The organism is Paraburkholderia sp. BL23I1N1, from assembly GCF_003610295.1.
Taxonomy (GTDB): domain Bacteria; phylum Pseudomonadota; class Gammaproteobacteria; order Burkholderiales; family Burkholderiaceae; genus Paraburkholderia.
This window is the reverse complement of sequence record NZ_RAPV01000001.1, coordinates 1,017,484-1,036,388: the sequence shown is the minus strand read 5'-3', so window position 1 is coordinate 1,036,388 and position 18,905 is coordinate 1,017,484. Positions and strand designations below refer to the sequence as shown.

Annotated in this window: 12 protein-coding genes and 4 pseudogenes; 4 read left to right on the top strand and 12 right to left on the bottom strand. The window is 63.1% G+C overall.

Translation table 11 applies throughout. The features are described 5' to 3' along the window. Positions 1-7: 7 nt before the first annotated feature. The 3 genes and pseudogenes from iolE to B0G76_RS04940 all read left to right on the top strand — a co-directional run bounded on the left by iolE (position 8) and on the right by B0G76_RS04940 (position 3,132). Positions 8-934: a myo-inosose-2 dehydratase gene (gene iolE, locus B0G76_RS04950; RefSeq protein ID WP_120290553.1), complete on the top strand. Its 927-nt coding sequence runs from the start codon at positions 8-10 to the stop codon at positions 932-934. Continuing rightward, entirely contained in the window at positions 931-1,731 is an 801-nt protein-coding gene (gene iolB / locus B0G76_RS04945; protein WP_120290551.1) for a 5-deoxy-glucuronate isomerase, read from the top strand. The genes iolE and iolB overlap by 4 nt, the downstream gene beginning before the upstream one ends. A gap of 262 nt (positions 1,732-1,993) precedes the next feature. Next, a pseudogene (locus B0G76_RS04940) lies at positions 1,994-3,132 on the top strand (IS481 family transposase). A gap of 182 nt (positions 3,133-3,314) precedes the next feature. On the opposite strand, the gene B0G76_RS04935 reads toward B0G76_RS04940, so the two are convergent. From B0G76_RS04935 to B0G76_RS04885, 11 genes and pseudogenes are all read right to left on the bottom strand, one after another. After that, positions 3,315-5,657: a hypothetical protein gene (locus B0G76_RS04935; RefSeq protein WP_259460503.1), complete on the bottom strand. Its 2,343-nt coding sequence runs from the start codon at positions 5,655-5,657 to the stop codon at positions 3,315-3,317. A gap of 595 nt (positions 5,658-6,252) precedes the next feature. Continuing rightward, complete coding sequence (locus tag B0G76_RS04930; protein ID WP_120290549.1) at positions 6,253-6,966, bottom strand: ABC transporter ATP-binding protein; 714 nt, start codon at positions 6,964-6,966, stop codon at positions 6,253-6,255. Next, positions 6,963-7,715 (bottom strand): ABC transporter ATP-binding protein, encoded by a 753-nt coding sequence (locus B0G76_RS04925; protein ID WP_120290547.1) that lies wholly within the window; start codon positions 7,713-7,715, stop codon positions 6,963-6,965. The genes B0G76_RS04930 and B0G76_RS04925 overlap by 4 nt, the downstream gene beginning before the upstream one ends. Continuing rightward, positions 7,712-8,950, bottom strand: a complete 1,239-nt coding sequence (locus B0G76_RS04920) for a branched-chain amino acid ABC transporter permease (protein ID WP_409076746.1) — start codon at positions 8,948-8,950, stop codon at positions 7,712-7,714. The genes B0G76_RS04925 and B0G76_RS04920 overlap by 4 nt, the downstream gene beginning before the upstream one ends. A gap of 43 nt (positions 8,951-8,993) precedes the next feature. After that, positions 8,994-9,602: pseudogene (locus B0G76_RS04915) on the bottom strand (ABC transporter permease subunit); the annotation flags it as partial. Between the two features lie 20 nt (positions 9,603-9,622). Further along, positions 9,623-10,944, bottom strand: a pseudogene (locus tag B0G76_RS04910) (IS4 family transposase). A 123-nt stretch (positions 10,945-11,067) separates the two neighbouring features. Continuing rightward, positions 11,068-11,415: pseudogene (locus tag B0G76_RS04905) on the bottom strand (ABC transporter permease subunit); the annotation flags it as partial. A 4-nt stretch (positions 11,416-11,419) separates the two neighbouring features. Beyond that, the gene (locus tag B0G76_RS04900; protein WP_120290543.1) at positions 11,420-11,869 is read right to left on the bottom strand and encodes a thioesterase family protein; all 450 of its coding nucleotides are present in this window, start codon (positions 11,867-11,869) and stop codon (positions 11,420-11,422) included. 3 nt (positions 11,870-11,872) lie between these two features. Beyond that, positions 11,873-12,403, bottom strand: a complete 531-nt coding sequence (locus B0G76_RS04895) for an NUDIX domain-containing protein (protein WP_120290541.1) — start codon at positions 12,401-12,403, stop codon at positions 11,873-11,875. Positions 12,404-12,467: 64 nt separating this feature from the next. Continuing rightward, positions 12,468-13,499, bottom strand: coding sequence for a low specificity L-threonine aldolase (locus B0G76_RS04890; RefSeq protein ID WP_120290539.1), 1,032 nt, complete (start codon positions 13,497-13,499; stop codon positions 12,468-12,470). A gap of 120 nt (positions 13,500-13,619) precedes the next feature. Continuing rightward, positions 13,620-14,915 (bottom strand): YbfB/YjiJ family MFS transporter, encoded by a 1,296-nt coding sequence (locus B0G76_RS04885; RefSeq protein ID WP_120290537.1) that lies wholly within the window; start codon positions 14,913-14,915, stop codon positions 13,620-13,622. Between the two features lie 118 nt (positions 14,916-15,033). Between B0G76_RS04885 and B0G76_RS04880 the strand changes: the two genes are divergently transcribed. Then, positions 15,034-15,945, top strand: coding sequence for a LysR family transcriptional regulator (locus B0G76_RS04880; RefSeq protein WP_120290535.1), 912 nt, complete (start codon positions 15,034-15,036; stop codon positions 15,943-15,945). A gap of 79 nt (positions 15,946-16,024) precedes the next feature. Here B0G76_RS04880 and alaS read toward each other — a convergent pair whose 3' ends face one another. Next, on the bottom strand, positions 16,025-18,649 hold the full coding sequence (gene alaS, locus B0G76_RS04875) for an alanine--tRNA ligase (RefSeq protein WP_120290533.1): 2,625 nt from the start codon (positions 18,647-18,649) through the stop codon (positions 16,025-16,027). Positions 18,650-18,905 lie beyond the last annotated feature (256 nt).

Below are 18,905 nucleotides of genomic sequence, written 5' to 3'. Positions count from 1 at the left end.
TGCCCGCATGACTGCTTTCGACGTACGTATCGGCATCAACCCTTTATCGTGGATGAACGACGATCTGCCTTCGCTCGGCGGTGAAACGCCGCTTGAGGTCGCGCTGACCGAAGGACGCCAGATCGGCTATCAGGGCTTCGAGCTCGGCAACAAGTTTCCGCGCGAGCCGCAGGCGCTGAAGACGCTGCTCGCTCAATACGATCTGGCGTTGGTATCTGGTTGGTACTCCGGACGACTCGCGCGACGCAGCGTGGAAGAGGAAATCGCCTCGGTCGGCCCGCATCTCGACCTGCTCGCGCAAAACGGCGCGACGGCGATGGTCTACGGCGAAGTCGCCGATTCGATTCAGGGCGCACCGCAACCGCTCTATCAACGACCGCGTTTTTTCAGCGACGCGCAGTGGGCCGCGTATGCGGCGCGCGTCGACGAATTCGCTCGCTATACGTTAAGCCGCGGCGTGCGGCTTGCGTACCACCATCACATGGGCGCGTATGTCGAAACGCCCGCTGACGTCGATCAATTGATGTCGCGCACGAGCGACGCCGTCGGCCTATTATTTGACGCAGGGCACATCACGTTTGCGGGTGGCGATCCGCTCGCGGTGCTCGACAAACACATTGGCCGCGTATGCCACGTGCACTGCAAGGACGTTCGACCCGCGGTGATGAAGCTGGCTCGTAATCGGAACTGGAGTTTTCTCGACGCGGTGATCAACGGTGCATTCACGGTACCGGGCGATGGCGCGGTGAACTTCCCGGCGATCATCGATCGATTGAAGCGGCATGGTTATCGTGGCTGGCTCGTGGTTGAAGCGGAACAGGACCCGGTGGTGGCGCCATCGTACGACTATGCGCAAAAAGGATTCCGGACGTTGCGAGCATTGGTCGATGCACCGCTCGATGCCGGAGACAAGATTGGGCAGGAGGCAGCATGAGTTTATTGGTGAAGGGACAGCGCGAAGGCCAGACGATCGCGCGGGTGACGCCTGAGTCGGCGTGCTGGCGGTATGTGGGATTCGCCGCTTACCGGCTGGGCGCGGATGAAGTCGTTCATGTGTTTGAGCCCTCGCGAGAGGTGTGTATTGTGGTGCTCACAGGCGCGGTGGATATTGAAACGGCTGACACCACGTGGCGTTCATTGGGTTCGCGCGATAGCGTGTTCGAGGATTCCGCGCCGTATGCGGTGTATTTGCCGCCTGGCGTGCGGACGACGGTTCGCGCCTGTCGCGATGCGGAGGTTGGTGTGGCGAGTGCGCCTGCCAAGGGCGCGTACCCCGCGAGGTTGATCGAGCCTTCCTCTATGAAGCGTTCCACGCGCGGGAAAGGGCTGAATACGCGATATGTATGCGATATTCTTCCGCAGACTGAGCTTGCGGAGTCTTTGCTGGTTGTTGAGGTGAGGACGCCCGGTGGGCATGCTTCAAGCTATCCGCCGCATAAGCATGATACGGATAACGTGCCTCATGAGAGTTCGCTTGAGGAGACTTACTATCATCGGCTCGATCCGCCGCAAGGGTTTGCTTTTCAGCGTGTGTATACGGATATGCGCGATATCGATGAGTCGATGGCTGTTGAGGATCACGATGTTGTGATGGTGCCGCGTGGGTATCATCCTGTGGTTGTTCCCTATGGGTATGAGTCTTATTATTTGAATGTTATGGCGGGAGGACAACGCGTCTGGCATTTTCGTAATGATCCGGCGCATGAGTGGATTATTAATAAGGATAGTTAAGGGGTTTTCCTGCGGAGGGCTTGTTCGTTTTGTGTGCCTGCGGCGGTGGGGTTTTCTTGATTTGGCTGCCTGCGGGGCGCTTTTGCGTCTGTATGCCTGCGGTGTTGGCCTTTCCTTGCTTTGTTAGTGGTCTATTCGCGTCGCCCCTGTGCGGGGCGGCACCTACTTCTCTTTGCCGGCCGTGTATAGACCGGAGACATGGCTGACAGGTGTGCGGGGACATGGTTGACACTTCCGGGTATTAAAACGCCCGGTCCCAACCATGCCCTGGAACGCAAGAGACACCATGAGCCTCCGAGAGGAATTTGTTCATCTGGCCAGTCAGGACACGCTGACGATCACCGAGCTGTGCCAGCGCTTTAACATCAGCCGGCAGACCGGCTACAAATGGCTCAGGCGCGGCGAGAATGCGCTGTCAGATCAATCCCGACGCCCTGCCAGCAGTCCCTCGAAGACACCCGCTGCGATGGAGCAGGAAGTGGTGCGGCTGCGTCAGGCACATCCGCGTTGGGGTGGGCGCAAGATCAGCCGACGCCTGCGGGATCTGGGCTTTGAGGCGGCGCCACAGCCCAGCACCGTGACCGACATCCTGCACCGGCACAACCTGATCCTGCCGGCCGATTCCGCGATGAGCGAACCCTGGAAGCGCTTTGAGCACGAGCAGCCCAACGTACTCTGGCAGATGGATTTCAAGGGACACTTCGAGACCCTTCAGGAAGGGCGTTGAAATCCCCTGACCGTGCTCGACGACCACTCGCGCTTCAGCATCCTGCTGCGCGCCTGTGGGCCAACCGATACCGCAACCGTGCAGGCGGGGTTACGGGAAGCGTTCGGGCACTACGGTTTGCCGTTGCGCATCAACACCGATAACGGCTCGCCGTGGGGTTCGCCCGGCAGTCCGGGGCAACTCACCGAGCTGGCCGTCTGGCCGTCTGGCTGATCCGGCTGGGTATCCGCATCAGTTACAGCCGGCCTTACCACCCGCAGACCAACGGCAAGGACGAGCGGTTTCACCGTACGCTGAAGGCTGAAGTACTGAACGAACGAAGCTTCGCCACCCAGCAGCACGTGCAACACGAACTGGACCGCTGGCGCACCGTCTATAGCTGCGAGCGCCCGCATGAGGCGATCGGTATGGACACGCCGATCAGTCGCTACCGGCCGAGCCCCCGGGCGTATCCCTCGATCCTGCAGGAGCCGGAGTACGGCCCGGATGACGTGGTGCTGCGGGTCAAATCGAATGGCCAGCTACGCTTTGAGGGACGGCGCCTCAGGGTCTCGAAAGCACTTTATGGGCTGCCGGTTGCGGCCCGCGCAAAGCAGGGTGAGGACGGCGTATTTGAATTCTGGTTTGCCCACCATCGCATCCTCACCCTTGACCTGAGGAACGAAAATCACTGACCATAAAGTGTCAATGATGTCCCCGCACGTCTGTCAACCATGTCCCCGGTCTATACACCGGCCGCAAAGAGAAGTGAGTGCCGCCCCGCACAGGGGCAACGCTAATAGACCACTAACAAAGCAAGGAAAGGCCAACACCATAAAAACACAGACAAACCAAGCGCCGAGCTGGCAAAAAACCGTTATTTCCTAGCGGCAAGATCAACCTCTAACCCACCATCCTCCCCCATCCTCACAGTCCCCTTGGAAACATCCCTCCTATACCCATAAAGATCAAACCTCATCACCCCAGGATTAGAACTATCGCGAATAAAAGTCCTGGCATTCGTGACCAACGAATTAAACATCTTCACATCCCCAGACTCGATCCAGACAAAACTCTTCCCAGCGCCGACAGGCGGCCTCGCAGCAACCACCGAACCATCACGCTTGAACTTCAACACCAACCCTTCATCGGTCACCGTTGCACTCGCGAGCCGCCCTTGCAAAACCGGCGGCGGAAACACCGTATATTGATCGAACACCAACTCGTTACCCTTCAACGCAACACCCTTGCGCGTAAAAGGCGTCAACGACGCCAACGGAATATCCAACGCCCGCAACAACCCCGCCTGCGGCACCCCCAGCACCTTCACCGAAGTCGGTTCATAGACAAGGTGCCGCTCATCCTTCGCCACGATCGTGCCGCTCATCGTCGTGGGCAGCCACACGCCAGGAAAATGATCCCATAACTTGATCCCGCCCGACACTTCCAACTTCCCGTCCACCGGCTTCAACTGCAAATCGTTCAGCGAACGCGGTTCATAGTCGAGCAGGTAATCGTTGAACAACGCCGCCATCGCAGGCCACGGTTCAATCACCTCGCCGCCAATGATCCGAATGTCATACTGATCAGGGTCATCTAGATCGACCGGTTGCCCCGGCTTCTTCGGCACCATCTGCGCGTCCAGCGAACGTACATGAAAACCGATTCGGCCCGATACGTAGAAGTCCACATTTTCGACGTGAATCAACGGTGCAGGTCCGGACGAATGCCGCTCGTCACTGATCGCGGAACCAGGCGTCGCCATGCTGCGACCGGAAAACGCCGCTCGTGTGCCAACCGGAATCGCGCGTGCAACCGACGCGGTCTGCAATGTCTGCGGCACCTGTTGCCACACGAGACGCGCCTGCGCAAGCGACGCCTGTTGCGCACGAATGATGCTGTCGTTAAAACGCGCGCTCGCGCTGCCCGTCTGCAGCGGGACATCTTTCATCGCGCTGGCTAAAGTCGTATATGATGGGAGATGCACGTCCAGAGCGCCCGCCTCGTCAAAGGTGAAGTAGCCGGCCGCCATCTGGTCGCGGTAGTGGTACAGGTCGAATACGAACGGCGCGTTCTTATCGAGCGGCGTCAGCGCCATGTCAATGTTCATCGGTATCGAACGCATGAACTTCACGTCGCCACCCTGCACCAGCATGCCGCGCGGCGGCATCGTCGCGGGCCAGTCTATTTTCTGAATCGTGTGGTCGTCGAGCGTGAAGCGCACGCTCGCGGCACTGGTGTCGATCTTTGTGATCGTCATGCGCAACGCGGGCGGCGGCGTGAGTTTGGCGACCTGCATCACAACATCGTCGCCCTCCAGACGCGCGATCGGGGTGTCCACCTTCAACAGGTCGGCCATCTTCACGTGCGCGGCCTGCATCAACTTGTCGGCGCCAACACCGGCCACTTCGACGTGGTCGGCATGGAACACGAGATCGTCAGTGTTACGCATCGACAGCGAGCCGGTCAGCACGATCGGCACCCAGGTGTCGCGATGCATTTCACCCGTGATGCGCAAGGTGCCGCCGTCTTGCGGCACGACACGCATATTGCGCAGCGGCGAGCCCTGGTACTGGAACAGATAACGGTTGAAAATCGCCGTGAGCTTGGCACTGTCGAGCGTGACCTCGCCGCGGTGCACGTTGATCGTCACTGCCGTCGGATCGTCGAACACGATCGGCTGACCGGCGCGCGAAGGAGTCAGCGTCGCCGCCATGTCGTGAATCATGAAACCGATGTCGCCTGTCACGCGAAAGTCGACGTCGCGCGCGAACATCAACGAACCGTCGATGCCGGAATCGCGCAGCGTCAACGGACGGATGCGCTTTTCGGTCATGCCACTCGCAGAGGGCACGCGTGCGGCAACGCTCTGTTCGGCAGCCAGTTGTTTAGACTTGGCGAGTTCGAGCGCGGGACGTGATGCGGAGGCGGGTTGATCGGCGCTGGCGGTGGTTGCGCTGTTCGCGCCGTTGACGGCGTTCGTGGCATTGGCGGCGAGTCCCACATCCGGCTGCGATTTTGCGGTCAGCGGGCCATCGTTATTGCTCACGGCGTTCACTGACGCGCTCGCCTGTGTCGACGGTGCGGATGCCGCATCGCCCGTCGTGGAGCTTGCGTCGGCGCACGCGGACATCAACAGTGCAGCCGTCACCAACACGGCACCCGCACCGGCGCGCCACGCTTCTCCAAGCGGCGATCGCGCCATTCGAAGCGGCAGCATCCTTTGACTCCGCAGCGTCCTCTGAGGCGGCCGCAACGAAGCCTCCGTCTGCCCTCCCTTAGCCGGCTTTCCGCCCAGTGCGCCTGTCTGTCTCATGATGTCTCCTCCTGAAGCCGCGGCACGTCTTTCGCGCGGCCGACACGGCATGGTCCGTCGCGCATACGCCGGCTTAAAACACCGTGCCGCCGTTGCGCGCCTTTGACCTGATTGTCTTGATTTGTGGGCGCGCTGCCGACAAGATTTCTGGAGGACGCTCACCAAACGATCAAGCGTTTGAATCGCCCCATTGAATCATTGGAAAGCCCCACGCGCCGGGCTTGAGCAGTCAGCGTGCAAACGGGATTCAAACGGCATGCTGAGAGCGATTTGGACGCGCGGCGATGTGCGCGAGAATCGTGCCGTGCTTGACGTGTCCGTCAGGACAGCAAAATGGCCGGAAATTCGAATGCGGCGCCGCAATAAACGCGATGAGGTACCTGCAAGTTGATCGGGCATGTTGCGCCGGGGTGCCGGGGTGCTGAAGTGCCGACATGCCGCAGCGAAGGAGCGCTAAAGACGAAAAGAAGCGATCAAGGCCAGCTACAGCACATCCGGGCTACCCCACACCAAGCCATTCCTGCATTACATCCGGCCGCTCCACAAACGACGCCAACGCCCCATCGAAGACAATCTCGCCATGCCCCATCACCGCAACCCGGCTGGCGAGGTCTTGCGCAATCACGAGCCGCTGTTCGATCAACATCATCGCCACGCCACGATCACGCAGCATCCGCAGACATTCGGCGACCTGCCCCATCACCTGGCTAGCGAGCCCTTCGCCGGGTTCGTCGATGACCAGCAGGTCAGGATCGCCAAGCAATGCCCGGGCGAGCGTCAGCATCTGCTGTTCGCCGCCCGATAACGCGCCGGCGCGCGTGCGCTTTCTTTCGCGTAGGACGGGGAACAGTTCGTAGGCGTCGTCCAAGGTAAAGCGCGGGATGCGGCCGCGAGCGCGCGGCGCCACGCCGAGTTGCAGATTCTCGTGGACGCTCGGCGCCGGAAAAACATCGCGATGTTCAGGCACGTAACCGAGCCCGAGGCGGGCAATCTCGAAGGTGCGAAGACCACCGAGCGCATGGCCGGCAAAACGCAACTCGCCCTCGCTGCGCACGAGCCCCATGATCGCGCGCGCCAGCGTCGAACGTCCCAAACCGTTGCGCCCGACCAGCGCGACGACTTCGCCCGCCTCGATCTGCAAGGTAACGCCATGCAGGGTCTGGCTTGCGCCGTACCAGGCGTTCAATTGCCGAATGTCGAGCAAAGCGGTCATGTGGGCAGGCCGTCGCCAAGATAGGCAGCGCGCACTTCCGCATCCGCGCGAATCGCCGCCGGCGTACCGGTCGCGATGATGCGCCCTTGCACCAGCACCGAAATCCGTTCGACGATCGCGAACACGGCGTCCATATCGTGCTCGACCATCAGCAGCGTGCGGCCCGCGGTGGTAGCGCGAATCAGTTCGATGGCGCGTGCCGCTTCAGCGCGGTTCATGCCGGCGGCGGGCTCATCGAGCAGCAGAGTGTGTGCGCCGCCCGCGAGCGCGAGGCCGAGATCGAGCGCGCGCTGCTCGGCATAGCTCAGTGTGCCGGCCAGGCTATGCCGGCGCGCGCTTAGGCCCACTGCGTCGAGCACCTCCTCGGCGCGCGCATCAACCGTGCGTGAGCCGCTGAAACGCTGCCACCAGCGCGTGCGGTCACGCTCGCCCAGCATGGCCGCGCAGCGCAGATTGTCGAACACGCTGAGGCGGGCGAACACGCTCGTGGTCTGGAAGCTGCGCGCGAGGCCGCGGCGCGTGATCGCGGCCGGCGCCAGACGCGTGATCTCCGCGCCGAACAGATCGATGCGCCCGGCGTTCGGCCGCGCGCCACCCGCGATCAAATTGAAGAGCGTCGAGTTGCCGGCGCCGTTCGGCCCGATCAACGCATGACGCTCGCCGGGCTCGATTGCCAGATCGACGCCGCGCAGAATCTGCGTGGCGCCGAAGCGTTTTTCGATGCCGTAGACCGCGAGGGCCGGGATCATCGCGCGTCTCCGATAGTCGGCGTAGCACGGACGCGAACGGCGAGACGCGCTTGCGCGCGAAGCGCATAGTGCGCAGCGAGTGCCCCTAGCGCGGCCAGCATAAACACCGCAACGCCGAGCCAAAAATGCGGCGAGGCCGTCTCAAGCAGCACGCCGATGACGTTGAAAGACGCACCGTCGTCCGCGCCGAATTGCACGGCGTACGCCCACTGCACTGCGAGTACGGCGGCCAGCGTCCACAGAACCGCCGAGGCCGCACTCCATAGATATGCCTTGCTGCACACGCGCCAACCGTAAGCGGCGACACGGGCCGCGTGCCACTGCACGAAGCCCGCAAGCCCATCCGGCGACACCACCACGACCACAATGAAGAACAGCCCAAGATAGAACAGCCAGGCCCGCGTGACGCTCGCCACCGCGACGCTGAAAAATGTCAGGACGATCGCCCCTGCGACCGGCCCGAAAAATGCCGCCGTGCCGCCGATCACCGTCGTGATCAGCACTGCGCCCGAGCGCATCATGCCGACGCTTTCCGTCGACACCAGTTCGACATTGATCAGCCCCAGGGTGCCCGCGATCCCCGCAAAAAACGCCGACATCACCACCACGCCATAGCGGATGCGGCGCGGATGGCAACCGATCGCCGCGGCGCGCGCAGGGTTGTCGCGCACGGCGTTCGCGAGCCGCATGAACGGTGTGCGCGACAGCGCGAACATCGCCACGCTTGCCAGCACGCACCACAGCGCGATCAGCGCATACGCCTCGCGCGCCGGGCCGAAGCTCCAGCTTGCGAGCACCGGCCCGCTCGCGCGATCGATCGGCACGCCGGCTTCGCCGCCAAACCAGTCGGGCAGCGTCCACGCCGCCGCCGCGACGAGTTCGCCGATGCCGAGCGTGATCATCGCGAAAGCCGTCCCGGCACGCCGCGTCGACACGAAACCGAACGGGACCCCGCACAGCGCGCCGCCGAGGCCGCCGATCAACGGCAACAGCACCAATGGCACGCCAATGCGATTGAACACGTGTGCAGCGATGAGCGCGCCGAGGCCGGAATAAGCGGCATGGCCAAAGGACAGCAAGCCGGTTTCACCAAGCAGCAGGTTGTAGGAGAGCGCGAACACGATCATCGTCGCGGTCTGCGCAAGATAGGCGAGCGACCAACTTTGCGGCCAGACAAAGGGCGGCACGGCGAGGAACAGGACGAGCGCGAGCCACGGCGCGAACCTGAACAACATTGAGCGAGACGTGGCCGCCGGCACAGCGAGCGTTTCGAGCGGCTCACGCATGATCGTCACGCCGTCCGAACAGTCGACGCGGGCGCAACGCCAGCATCGCGACCAGCAGCAGATAGGGAATCAGCGGCGCGAGTTGCGCGAGCGTGAGCGCGTCCCATGCGGCCGGCAGTTCGGCGCCGAACGGCGCGGTGAGATCGCCCAACGACACGTCGCTCGCCACCGCAAAAGTCTGCACGCAACCGACAATCAGCGACGCCGCCAGCGCCCCGCTCAGCGAGCCTAGCCCGCCGATCACCACCACCACCGCCACGAACACGATCGAGCCGAGCGACTCCGCCATCGCCGGTTCGATTACGAAGAGCGGCGCGCCGATCACGCCGGCGAGCGCGGCGAGCGCTGTGCCCGCCGCAAATACGCCGGTGAACACGCGCGGCACGTTATGGCCGAGCGCCTCGACAGCGCTCGCATGCGTGAGCGCGGCGCGCACGTTCAAGCCCGCCTTCGACACGCGCAGCACCGCGTAGAGCACCGCCAGCATCGCGAGCGACACCGCCATCATGAAGGCCCGATCGCGCGCGAAGGCCGCGCCGTAGACCGTGAACAACGGCCCGTCAAGCGCGGCCAGAACGGTGGCGCTCAGCGGACTCAGGCCCAGCCCTTTCAAGGTCTTGATCAAGATGTCCCGCCCTTGGCGCGCTTAAGCAGGCGGGCTGTACTGTGATGGGCACGGGCTACTGCACCTTCGACATAGGGGGCGCGTTTGCGGGTCTTGGGACCACGCCTGCGTGTGCGTACCTAGGCTGGGTCGACGCATCGTGCCAGCTCGAGCAGTTTGCCGGCAATCACATCGGGCGTGGCATCGCTCCAGTGCGACCATTCATCCGGCGGCAGCGCGATGAGCATGCCCTCATACTGGGTGCGAATCTGCACAGCAAGGTAATACGTCGAGACCTCCGTTGGCGCTGCATCGGTTTCATCGGCTGCAGCATGGGCAGTTTGAACACTGCGCTTGAGCGTGGCCAGCACGTTGTACGCCAGCACCGCGACGGTAAAACCCAGCAGCGCGGCACGTGGATGCCCCAGGGTGCGGATCTCGCTATGCAGGACCGACTCGAGTCGCTGGAACATGCCTTCGATACGCCAGCGCTTGCGGTACAGCCGGGCGATCTCGTGTGCGCCTACCGCGGCAGGCAGATTGCTCCACAGCCTGATCACCGTGTCTCCCGCATCGGTAGGCTGGTCCAGCTGCAGTTCGATGCGCCGCCAGCCCTGCAGCCCGGACTTCAGGTCAATGCGTTGCTCACGCACCTGTCCGGTCTCGATGCGCGCAGCGTCCACCCATGGCCCACTACTGGCAAGCGGCGGGCTGTTGCGGCCATGTTCGCGCACGATGAAGCTGGCCTGTGCCTGATGCCAGCCCAGCAGGATCGTGCTGGTACAGAAATTCCGGTCGGCCAGCCACAGCTCGCCCGGGCCGGCACATTCGAGCAGCGGGGCCACCGCGGAACGCTCCTGCGCGTGCGCATCCTCAACAGCGATCAGATCCGTGACCAGACCCAGATCCGGCTCGTAGACGACCAGAGCATGCCCGGGCAACGCGCCCGCTGTTCGCGCAGCGCTGCCAGCCGCTTCTCACTGGCCGGCAGGTGATTGCCATCAAGCACACGCACACGCCAGCCGGGCAGGCTAGCCTGGCATGGCCACGCCGCCAGCACCGGCTCCAGACGCTGGGCGCTGCCCTGTACCAGGGCACGCAGGATCGCGGGTTCGGTGCGGTTGAGCTTCTCGTACAGCGCGGCCAGCGACACCGGTAGGTGCTTCGTCTGCGTCGCCGCAGCGTGCAGCGACGGACTCAGTCCCAGCGACACCAGCGTCATCAGTTCCACCACCGTCGAGAACAGCAATTCCCGTGGATATTGCCGCAGCCGATGCTCGGCAAACACCTCGTCGACCCATTGCGGTGCGAGGGCTCTCTGCAGTGCCAGGCGTGCCATCACGCATACCGGTGCCTGCTGCTCGAAACGCTTCATCACCTCGTCAAACATCCCTTCGTACCCATCGTCCTTGAACAGGTCGCCAGGTTACCAGGTTTGCCGCGCAAAGACCTTGAAAGGGCTGGGACTCAGGCCCCAACCGAGCTTAACGAGTTCGCCGAGCAGATACGCGGCGCCGAAAGTCAGCAGCAACTCGGGGAGATGACCGTGCACACGCACACGGCGCAGCAGCGAGCGCTCCAGCGCCGCGCCGATCACGCCGACGATCAGCGGCGCGATCACCAGCGCACTCCAGAAACCCGCATGCGCCGCCACCGAAAAGCCGACGTACGCGCCGAGCATGTAAAAGCTCGCGTGTGCGAAATTCAGCACGCCGAGCATGCTGAAAATCAGTGTCAAGCCCGCCGACAAAATGAACAGCAGCAGGCCGTAACTGACACCATTGAGCAGATTGATGACGAACGACTGCACGCGCCTATTCCGCCTGCACGGCGACGCTCAGCGGTTCGAGCGCCGCGCGCAAGTCGGCGGGCAAGCTCACCGGACGACGCGTGACGCGATCCACATACACGTGCACGAAATGACCCTGAGCGGCGGGTTGATCCTCGCCCTCCTTGAAGAGGCCCACTTCGTAGCGCACGCTCGAGGTGCCGAGCCGCACCACCCGCAGGCCCGCTTCGACCCGCTCCGGAAACACCAGTGGTGCGAAGTAATTGCAATGCGTCTCGACCACGAGGCCGATCGTCGCGCCATGCTCGAAGTCGAGCACGCCGGCGCGGATCAGATACTCGTTCACCACGGTGTCGAAGTAGCTGTAATAGACGACGTTGTTGACGTGGCCGTAGACGTCGTTGTCCATCCAGCGCGTGGTGATCGGCAGAAAATGCGGGTAGGCGCTGCGCGCTGCGGGTACGGGTTTATTCATCGCTTATTGCCCCGGTTTTTCGACAAACTCGAACGGCAAGCCGCGCCGCCGCATCCATTCGCCAAGCGCCTGACCGGTGCCCGCACGCCACGGACGCAATTTGGCCGGTTCGATCAACCGGTATTCGAGCAATTCCGGCGACAGCGCGACCGTCCCGTACGCCTTCACGTGATACGCGATGATCAGTTCGTTTTTGCGGATGAATTCGTACACGCCGATCAACTCGACCGTCTCCGCGTGCAGCGAGGTTTCTTCCAGCACTTCGCGGGCAATGCCCTCTTCCGGGGTCTCGCCGTTTTCCAGAAAGCCGGTGATCAACGCGAACATGCCTTCCGGCCACGCGGCGTTGCGTGCGAGCAGAATCTTGCCCTCGTATTCGACGATCGCGGCCACCACCGGCAGCGGATTGTTCCAGTGGACGTAGCCGCATTCCGTATCGGGACAGGTCTGGCGGACCCGGCTGCCTTCGTGTTCGGCATCGGCGCGCTCGATCAAAGGCGTAGCGCAGCGCGGACAAAATCGGTATTCGGTCATGGCGAGTGGGTCGTCTTATGTCTTGTATCTGATTATCGTGTTCGAACTCGAACGCAGCGCGGGTTTATGCCACGCACAATTCGCGCACGTCCGCGGCGAAACGCTCGACGGTTTCCGGCTGCGTGTCCCAGGCGCACATCAGCCGGCAACCGCCCGCGCCGATGAACTCGTAGAACTTCCAGCCGCGCGCACGCATTGCCTTGGCGGCCTGCGCGGGCAATTGCGCGAAGACCGCGTTCGATTCTCGCGGAAACATGATGCTCACGCCGGGGATTTCCTGCAACCGCGTTTGCAGCAATTCCGCCATCGCATTCGCATGACGCCCGTTGCGCAGCCAGACGTCGTTATCCAGCAGACCGAGCCACGGCGCGGAGATGAAGCGCATTTTCGAGGCGAGCTGGCCGGCCTGCTTCAGACGGTAGGCGAAATCGTCGGCGAGCGAGCGGTCGAAGAACACCACGGCCTCACCGACCGGCAAACCGTTCTTGGTCCCGCCGAAGCACAACACGTCGACGCCCGCGCGCCACGTGATCTCGGATGGATGCACGTCGAGCGCCGCGACCGCGTTCGCGAACCGCGCGCCGTCCATATGCACTTTCAGATGACGCCGTTTGGCGATCGCCGCGATCGCGCGCACTTCCTCCACTGTGTAGACGGTGCCTACTTCCGTCGACTGAGTCAGCGTGATGACCTTCGGCTTCGGGTAGTGAATATCGGCGCGGCGCGTGACAACCGCTTCGATCGCATCCGGCGTGAGTTTGCCGCCGACGCCCGGTGCGGTCAGCAGCTTCGAGCCGCCGGAGAAGAACTCAGGGCCGCCGCATTCATCGGTTTCGATGTGCGCAAGTTCATGGCAGATCACCGAGTGATAGGACTGGCACAGCGACGCCAGCGCCAGCGAATTGGCGGCGGTGCCGTTGAACACGAAGAACACTTCGCAATCGGTCTGGAACAGATCCCGCAGACGGTCGCACACCTGGTTGGTCCAGGAGTCGTCGCCATAAGCCGGCTCGTGGCCGCTGTTGTTGGCGGCGGTCAGCGCGGCGAGCGCTTCGGGACAGATGCCGGCATAGTTGTCGGACGCGAAATGCTGCATGGCTGGCGGCGCGTCCGGCGACAGGCGCGCTGAGATGACGGGAAAGCGGTCATTTTAGTGCGCCGGTGGGTTATTTGTTTTTCGGTTGGGTATTTGTGTGAGAAAGACTGAGAAAGACCGTTAGTTGCGACCGCAATCGGGCATGCGGCCGCGGCCACGCGGCATGCGTGCCACGATGATCAGGCCGGCGGCGCCCAGCAGCAACGCCCCCGCCGCGAGCCACAAAGCCGGCGAAAAAGACCCCGTATGTTCCGCTATCGGTGCGGCCACCAGCGGACCGACGATCTGGCCCACGCCATAGGCCGCGGTCGCATAGCCCATCAGACCGGCCGCATGGTCGCCGCGCAGACGCCGCGCTTCGCGCATCGCGAACAGGGTGATTGCCGTAAATGGCAGGCCGATCAGGATGCTGCCAAGCGAAAAGCCGCCTGCTGTGGGCCAGACGATACCGAGCGCAATGCCGCCGGCTTGCAGCACATAGCAACCGGCGAGCAGCGTGCGGTTGTCCCAATGCACCGGCAGGCGTGCCGCGCACAAGGCACCGACGATCAAGGCCGCGCCAAACATCGGCCAGAACAGATCGGGCCAGGACGAGCCTGGCAGCGCGTGGCGCGCGATCACCGGCAGGAACGTCGCGGTGATGATGTAGCCGAAGCCGGGCACGCCGTAGAGCAGGACTAGCCAGAAGGCGTCGGCGCGGTGCGGGACATTGCTTGTGCGGGCGTGTTGGCCGGCCGCGGGGGTTTTACTCGCATGGACGGCAGCGGTTGTGCCGCCCGCGGCAAGCGCCGCGCCTCGTGGCGCGATATGGGCCACGCTCGCGAACACCGGCCAAACCAGGATCGAAAGCACCGCCGCGACAAGCCCGAAACCGATCCAGCCGGCCGTTGCGCCGAAGCTGCCCGCAGCGCTGACCAGCAATCCCGTCCCGACAATGCCCACGCCCGGGCCCGTGTAAATCACCCCGCTCCACCCGTGCGCGCCGAGTTCGGCGAGGCGCCGCAAGCCCCACTGCGAGGCGAACACGAAGGTCCAGGCGCTGACCGCACCCGCGACGAAGCGTACGACAGCCCAAATCCAGAACTGGTTTGTCACGCCCATCGCCAGCGTCAGCAAGACCGTCGCCACGAGCCCCGCACGCACCATGCGCGGCGGCTCGACCCGCAGCGCCGCGCAAGCGACCGCACCGACGAAATAGCCCGCGTAGTTGAACGAGGCGAGCCAGCCGCCATGCTGGATATCGAGTTGAGGCTGGCCGGAGGCGCTGCCGTGAAGCATCAGCGGCAACAGCGGGGTGAACGCAAAACGCCCAATCCCGAGCGCCACGGCCAAGGTCACCATGCAGGCAAGCGCCGCACGGCGGGCGGCGTGGGATTCGGCAGAGGTGTCGTGCGCGCTGGAAGCGAGATCGTTCATGAGCAGACAGTAAATGGATTCGGGCCGGCGGTCACCGGTTTCTTCAATCCATATTAGCTTGACCTTTCAATCACAAAAAATGAATAATTCGGATATCAATCATCACCGAGAGAGAATCATGGATCTCGCTGCCTTGACCATTTTTCGTGCTGTCGTGCGCGAAAACGGCGTGACACGCGCCGCTGCCAAGCTCAATCGCGTGCAGTCGAACGTCACGACGCGTATCAAACAGCTCGAGGTGCAATTGGGCACCGACCTGTTCATTCGCGACGGCCGGCGCCTCGTTTTGACGCCGGCCGGCGAGACGCTGCTGCCCTACGCGGAGCGCCTGCTCGCACTCGCCGACGAGGCGCGCCATGCGGTGCGCGAGGATCGTCCGAGTGGGCGCTTGCGTTTGGGCACGATGGAAAGCGTCGCGGCGACACGCCTGCCCGGCTTGCTCGCGCGTTATCACCAGCAGTGGCCGGATGTCGCGCTTGAACTCGAAACCGGCACGACCGGCAAGCTGATCGAGCGGGTCCGCGAATTCGAAGTGGATGCGGCCTTGGTGGCGACGCCGCCCGATCCCGCCGCGCTCGGCGAGTTATTCGAAACAGTGCCGGTTTTTCGCGAAGAACTGGTGATGCTATCGCCGCGAGGGCATCGGCCAATTCACGACGTGCGGGATATCGCTTTATCGACGCTGATTGCGTTCGAGCGAGGGTGCGCTTACCGGGCGTACATCGAGAGGTGGTATCTGGAGCATGGGGTGAGGCCGGCTCGCGTTTTGGAGCTCGGCTCATATCACGCGATCGTGGCGTGTGTCGCCGCAGGCGCGGGAGTGGCCGTGGCGCCGCGATCAGTGCTCGATCTGCAAACCGATGCGAGCAATATTACGGTTCATGAGCTTCCCGATATTGGCGTGATCGAGACGCTGCTCGTCTGGCGGCGGGGGCATTTTTCGTCCGCGCTCAATGCGCTGCGGCAAACGCTGGTGTCGGGAGAGGAAGCGGTGAAGTTACCTGCCGATGCGCCGGTAGGCGTTGCCTGATCAGACCAGGGTAAAAACAACTTGGGCCACACGGGACGCAAAAAACATTAGCGCCCCGTATAGCCCAATCAAGTCCGAATTAAAGCTGGGCTTCGACCCAACCCTTCACGCCTGCCAGCGCCGCAGGCAGATTCGCCGGCTCGGTGCCGCCGGCTTGTGCCATGTCCGGCCGCCCGCCACCCTTGCCGCCGACTTGCTGCGCAACGAAGTTGACCAGTTCACCGGCTTTGACCTTCTTGCTGGCATCCGCCGTGACACCGGCGATCAGACTCACCTTGCCACCCTCGACCGAGGCCAGCACGATCGCCGCGCTCTTGAGCTTGTCCTTCAGCTTGTCGACCGTCTCGCGCAGCGTTTTCACGTCCGCGCCTTCGAGCGTTGCAGCCAACACGTGGACGCCGGCCACTTCGATTGCCTGACCGGCAAGCTCGTCGCCCTGGCTCGACGCCATCTTCGACTTCAACGCGCTCAGTTCCTTCTCCAGCGACTTCACCTGATCCTGCACCTGCACGATCCGCTGCGTGAGCTCCGACGGCTGCGCCTTCAACACGGCCGCGGCCGCATTGATCCGCGCGTCGAGGTCCTGCACGAAGCGCACGGCGTTATCGCCCGTGATCGCTTCCACGCGACGAATACCGGCAGCCACACCGCCTTCCATCACGATCTTGAAGAGGCCGATGTCGCCCGTGCGATGCACGTGCGTACCGCCGCACAACTCGCGCGAGAAACCGAGGTCGAGCACGCGCACTTCGTCGCCGTACTTTTCGCCGAACAGCGCCATTGCGCCGCCCTTCACCGCTTCGTCGAACGGCATGACGCGCACAATGCCCGGCGCGTTCGACAGCACTTCCGCGTTGACGATCGCTTCGACCTGACGGATCTGCTCGTCGGTCATGGGCGCGTTGTGCGCGAAGTCGAAACGGGTCTTGTCTGCATCGACCAGCGAGCCCTTCTGCTGCACATGCGAGCCGAGCACTTCGCGCAGCGCCTTGTGCATCAGGTGGGTGGCCGAGTGATTGCGCTCCGTGCGGGCACGACGCACCGCATCGATTTCCGCCTTCACGACGTCGCCGACCTTCAGCGTGCCCTGCTCGAGGGTGCCGTGATGACCGACCACGTCCGCCTGCACCTTCAACGTATCGGTGACCGCAAAACGCACGCTCGCGTTAGCCAGCACACCCTGGTCGCCCACCTGGCCGCCCGACTCTGCGTAAAACGGCGTGTGGTCGAGCACTACGACCGCCTGCTGGCCGTTGCTGACTTCTTTGACCGACGCGCCGTCGACATACAGCGCGATCACTTTCGCGTCGTCGAAGATGATTTCTTCATAACCGTGGAACGTGGTCTTGGCGCCCGAATATTCGAGACCCTGCGCCATCTTGAACTTGCCGGCCGCACGAGCCTGTTCGCGCTGACGCGCCATCGCTTCGTCGAAGGCGGCCTCGTCGACCGTCACTTCGCGTTCGCGGCACACGTCCGCCGTCAGATCGAGCGGGAAGCCATAGGTGTCGTGCAGCTTGAATGCGAGTTCGCCGTCGAGCGTCTTGCCGCCCTTCGCATCCAGATCGGCCAGCGCGCTTTCGAGAATCGACATGCCATGCTCGATGGTCTCGAAGAAGCGCTCTTCTTCCTGACGCAGCACGTCGATCACGCGTTGCTCCGCGTCCTTCAGTTCCGGATAGGCGCCGCCCATTTGCGCGACGAGGTCCGGCACCATGCGATGGAAGAACGAACCCTTCTTGCCCAGCTTGTAGCCGTGGCGGATCGCGCGGCGCACGATTCGGCGCAGCACGTAGCCGCGGCCTTCGTTGCCCGGAATCACACCGTCGACGATCAGGAACGAGCAGGCGCGGATGTGATCGGCAATCACCTTCAGCGAGTTGTTCGTCAGATCGGCCACGCCGGTTTCGCGGCCCGCGGCCTTGATGAGCGCCCGGAACAGGTCGATCTCGTAGTTGCTGTGCACGTGCTGCAGAACCGCGGCAATACGCTCGAGACCCATGCCCGTATCGACGCACTGCTTGGGCAGCGGCGTCATATTGCCTTGCGCGTCGCGGCTGAACTGCATGAACACGAGATTCCAGATCTCGATGTAGCGGTCGCCGTCTTCCTCAGGAGACCCCGGGGGGCCGCCCCACACGTCCGGGCCGTGATCGTAGAAGATTTCCGAGCACGGGCCGCACGGGCCGACGTCGGCCATCTGCCAGAAGTTGTCCGACGCGTAGCGCGCGCCCTTGTTGTCGCCGATGCGGATGATCCGCTCGACCGGCACGCCCACTTCCTTGGCCCAGATGTCGTGCGCTTCGTCGTCTTCGTGATAGACGGTGACCCACAGCTTGTCTTTCGGCAGCTGGTACACGCCCGTCAGCAACTCCCAAGCGTAGTGGATCGCGTCGCGCTTGAAGTAGTCGCCGAACGAGAAGTTGCCCAGCATTTCAAAAAACGTGTGGTGACGCGCGGTGTAGCCGACGTTTTCCAGATCGTTGTGCTTGCCGCCGGCGCGCACGCTGCGCTGCGCGGTCGTGGCGCGCGAATACGGACGCGATTCCGCGCCGAGGAACACATCTTTGAACTGCACCATTCCCGAATTGGTGAAGAGCAGTGTCGGGTCGTTGCCGGGCACAAGGCTCGACGAGCGAACGATCGTATGGCCCTTCGATTCGAAGAACTTGAGGAATTTCTCGCGGATTTCGGCGGCTTTCATAGCGTGCGGGGGACGGGTTTGCCAGTTCCCTGGCTGTTACCGGCGGCATCCTGGGGATGCGCCAACTGTTTGTTTCTTAAACGACTGATTATACGGGATCGGCGACCGCGCGCGCCGCCTGCGCTGTACCGTTAGCCATTCGGCCAGGTTTGGCCGCGTTTGGTCCGATAGCGAGCGGCACGGCAAGACCCGCCGCGCGTCCTATGCCGTTCGGCCGACTGCGCCGGCGCGCGGGAATCGCTTAAGATTGCCTCCA

Coding starts and splice junctions, on each gene's coding strand:
- alaS (WP_120290533.1), bottom strand. CDS start 18,649: ATGAAAGCCGCCGAAATCCGCGAGAAATTCCTCAAGTTCTTCGAATCG.
- B0G76_RS04930 (WP_120290549.1), bottom strand. CDS start 6,966: ATGACCGCTTTGCTCGACATTCGGCAATTGAACGCCTGGTACGGCGCA.
- iolB (WP_120290551.1), top strand. CDS start 931: ATGAGTTTATTGGTGAAGGGACAGCGCGAAGGCCAGACGATCGCGCGG.
- B0G76_RS04895 (WP_120290541.1), bottom strand. CDS start 12,403: ATGACCGAATACCGATTTTGTCCGCGCTGCGCTACGCCTTTGATCGAG.
- B0G76_RS04880 (WP_120290535.1), top strand. CDS start 15,034: ATGGATCTCGCTGCCTTGACCATTTTTCGTGCTGTCGTGCGCGAAAAC.
- B0G76_RS04885 (WP_120290537.1), bottom strand. CDS start 14,915: ATGAACGATCTCGCTTCCAGCGCGCACGACACCTCTGCCGAATCCCAC.
- B0G76_RS04920 (WP_409076746.1), bottom strand. CDS start 8,950: ATGTTGTTCAGGTTCGCGCCGTGGCTCGCGCTCGTCCTGTTCCTCGCC.
- B0G76_RS04890 (WP_120290539.1), bottom strand. CDS start 13,499: ATGCAGCATTTCGCGTCCGACAACTATGCCGGCATCTGTCCCGAAGCG.
- B0G76_RS04900 (WP_120290543.1), bottom strand. CDS start 11,869: ATGAATAAACCCGTACCCGCAGCGCGCAGCGCCTACCCGCATTTTCTG.
- iolE (WP_120290553.1), top strand. CDS start 8: ATGACTGCTTTCGACGTACGTATCGGCATCAACCCTTTATCGTGGATG.
- B0G76_RS04935 (WP_259460503.1), bottom strand. CDS start 5,657: ATGCTGCCGCTTCGAATGGCGCGATCGCCGCTTGGAGAAGCGTGGCGC.
- B0G76_RS04925 (WP_120290547.1), bottom strand. CDS start 7,715: ATGATCCCGGCCCTCGCGGTCTACGGCATCGAAAAACGCTTCGGCGCC.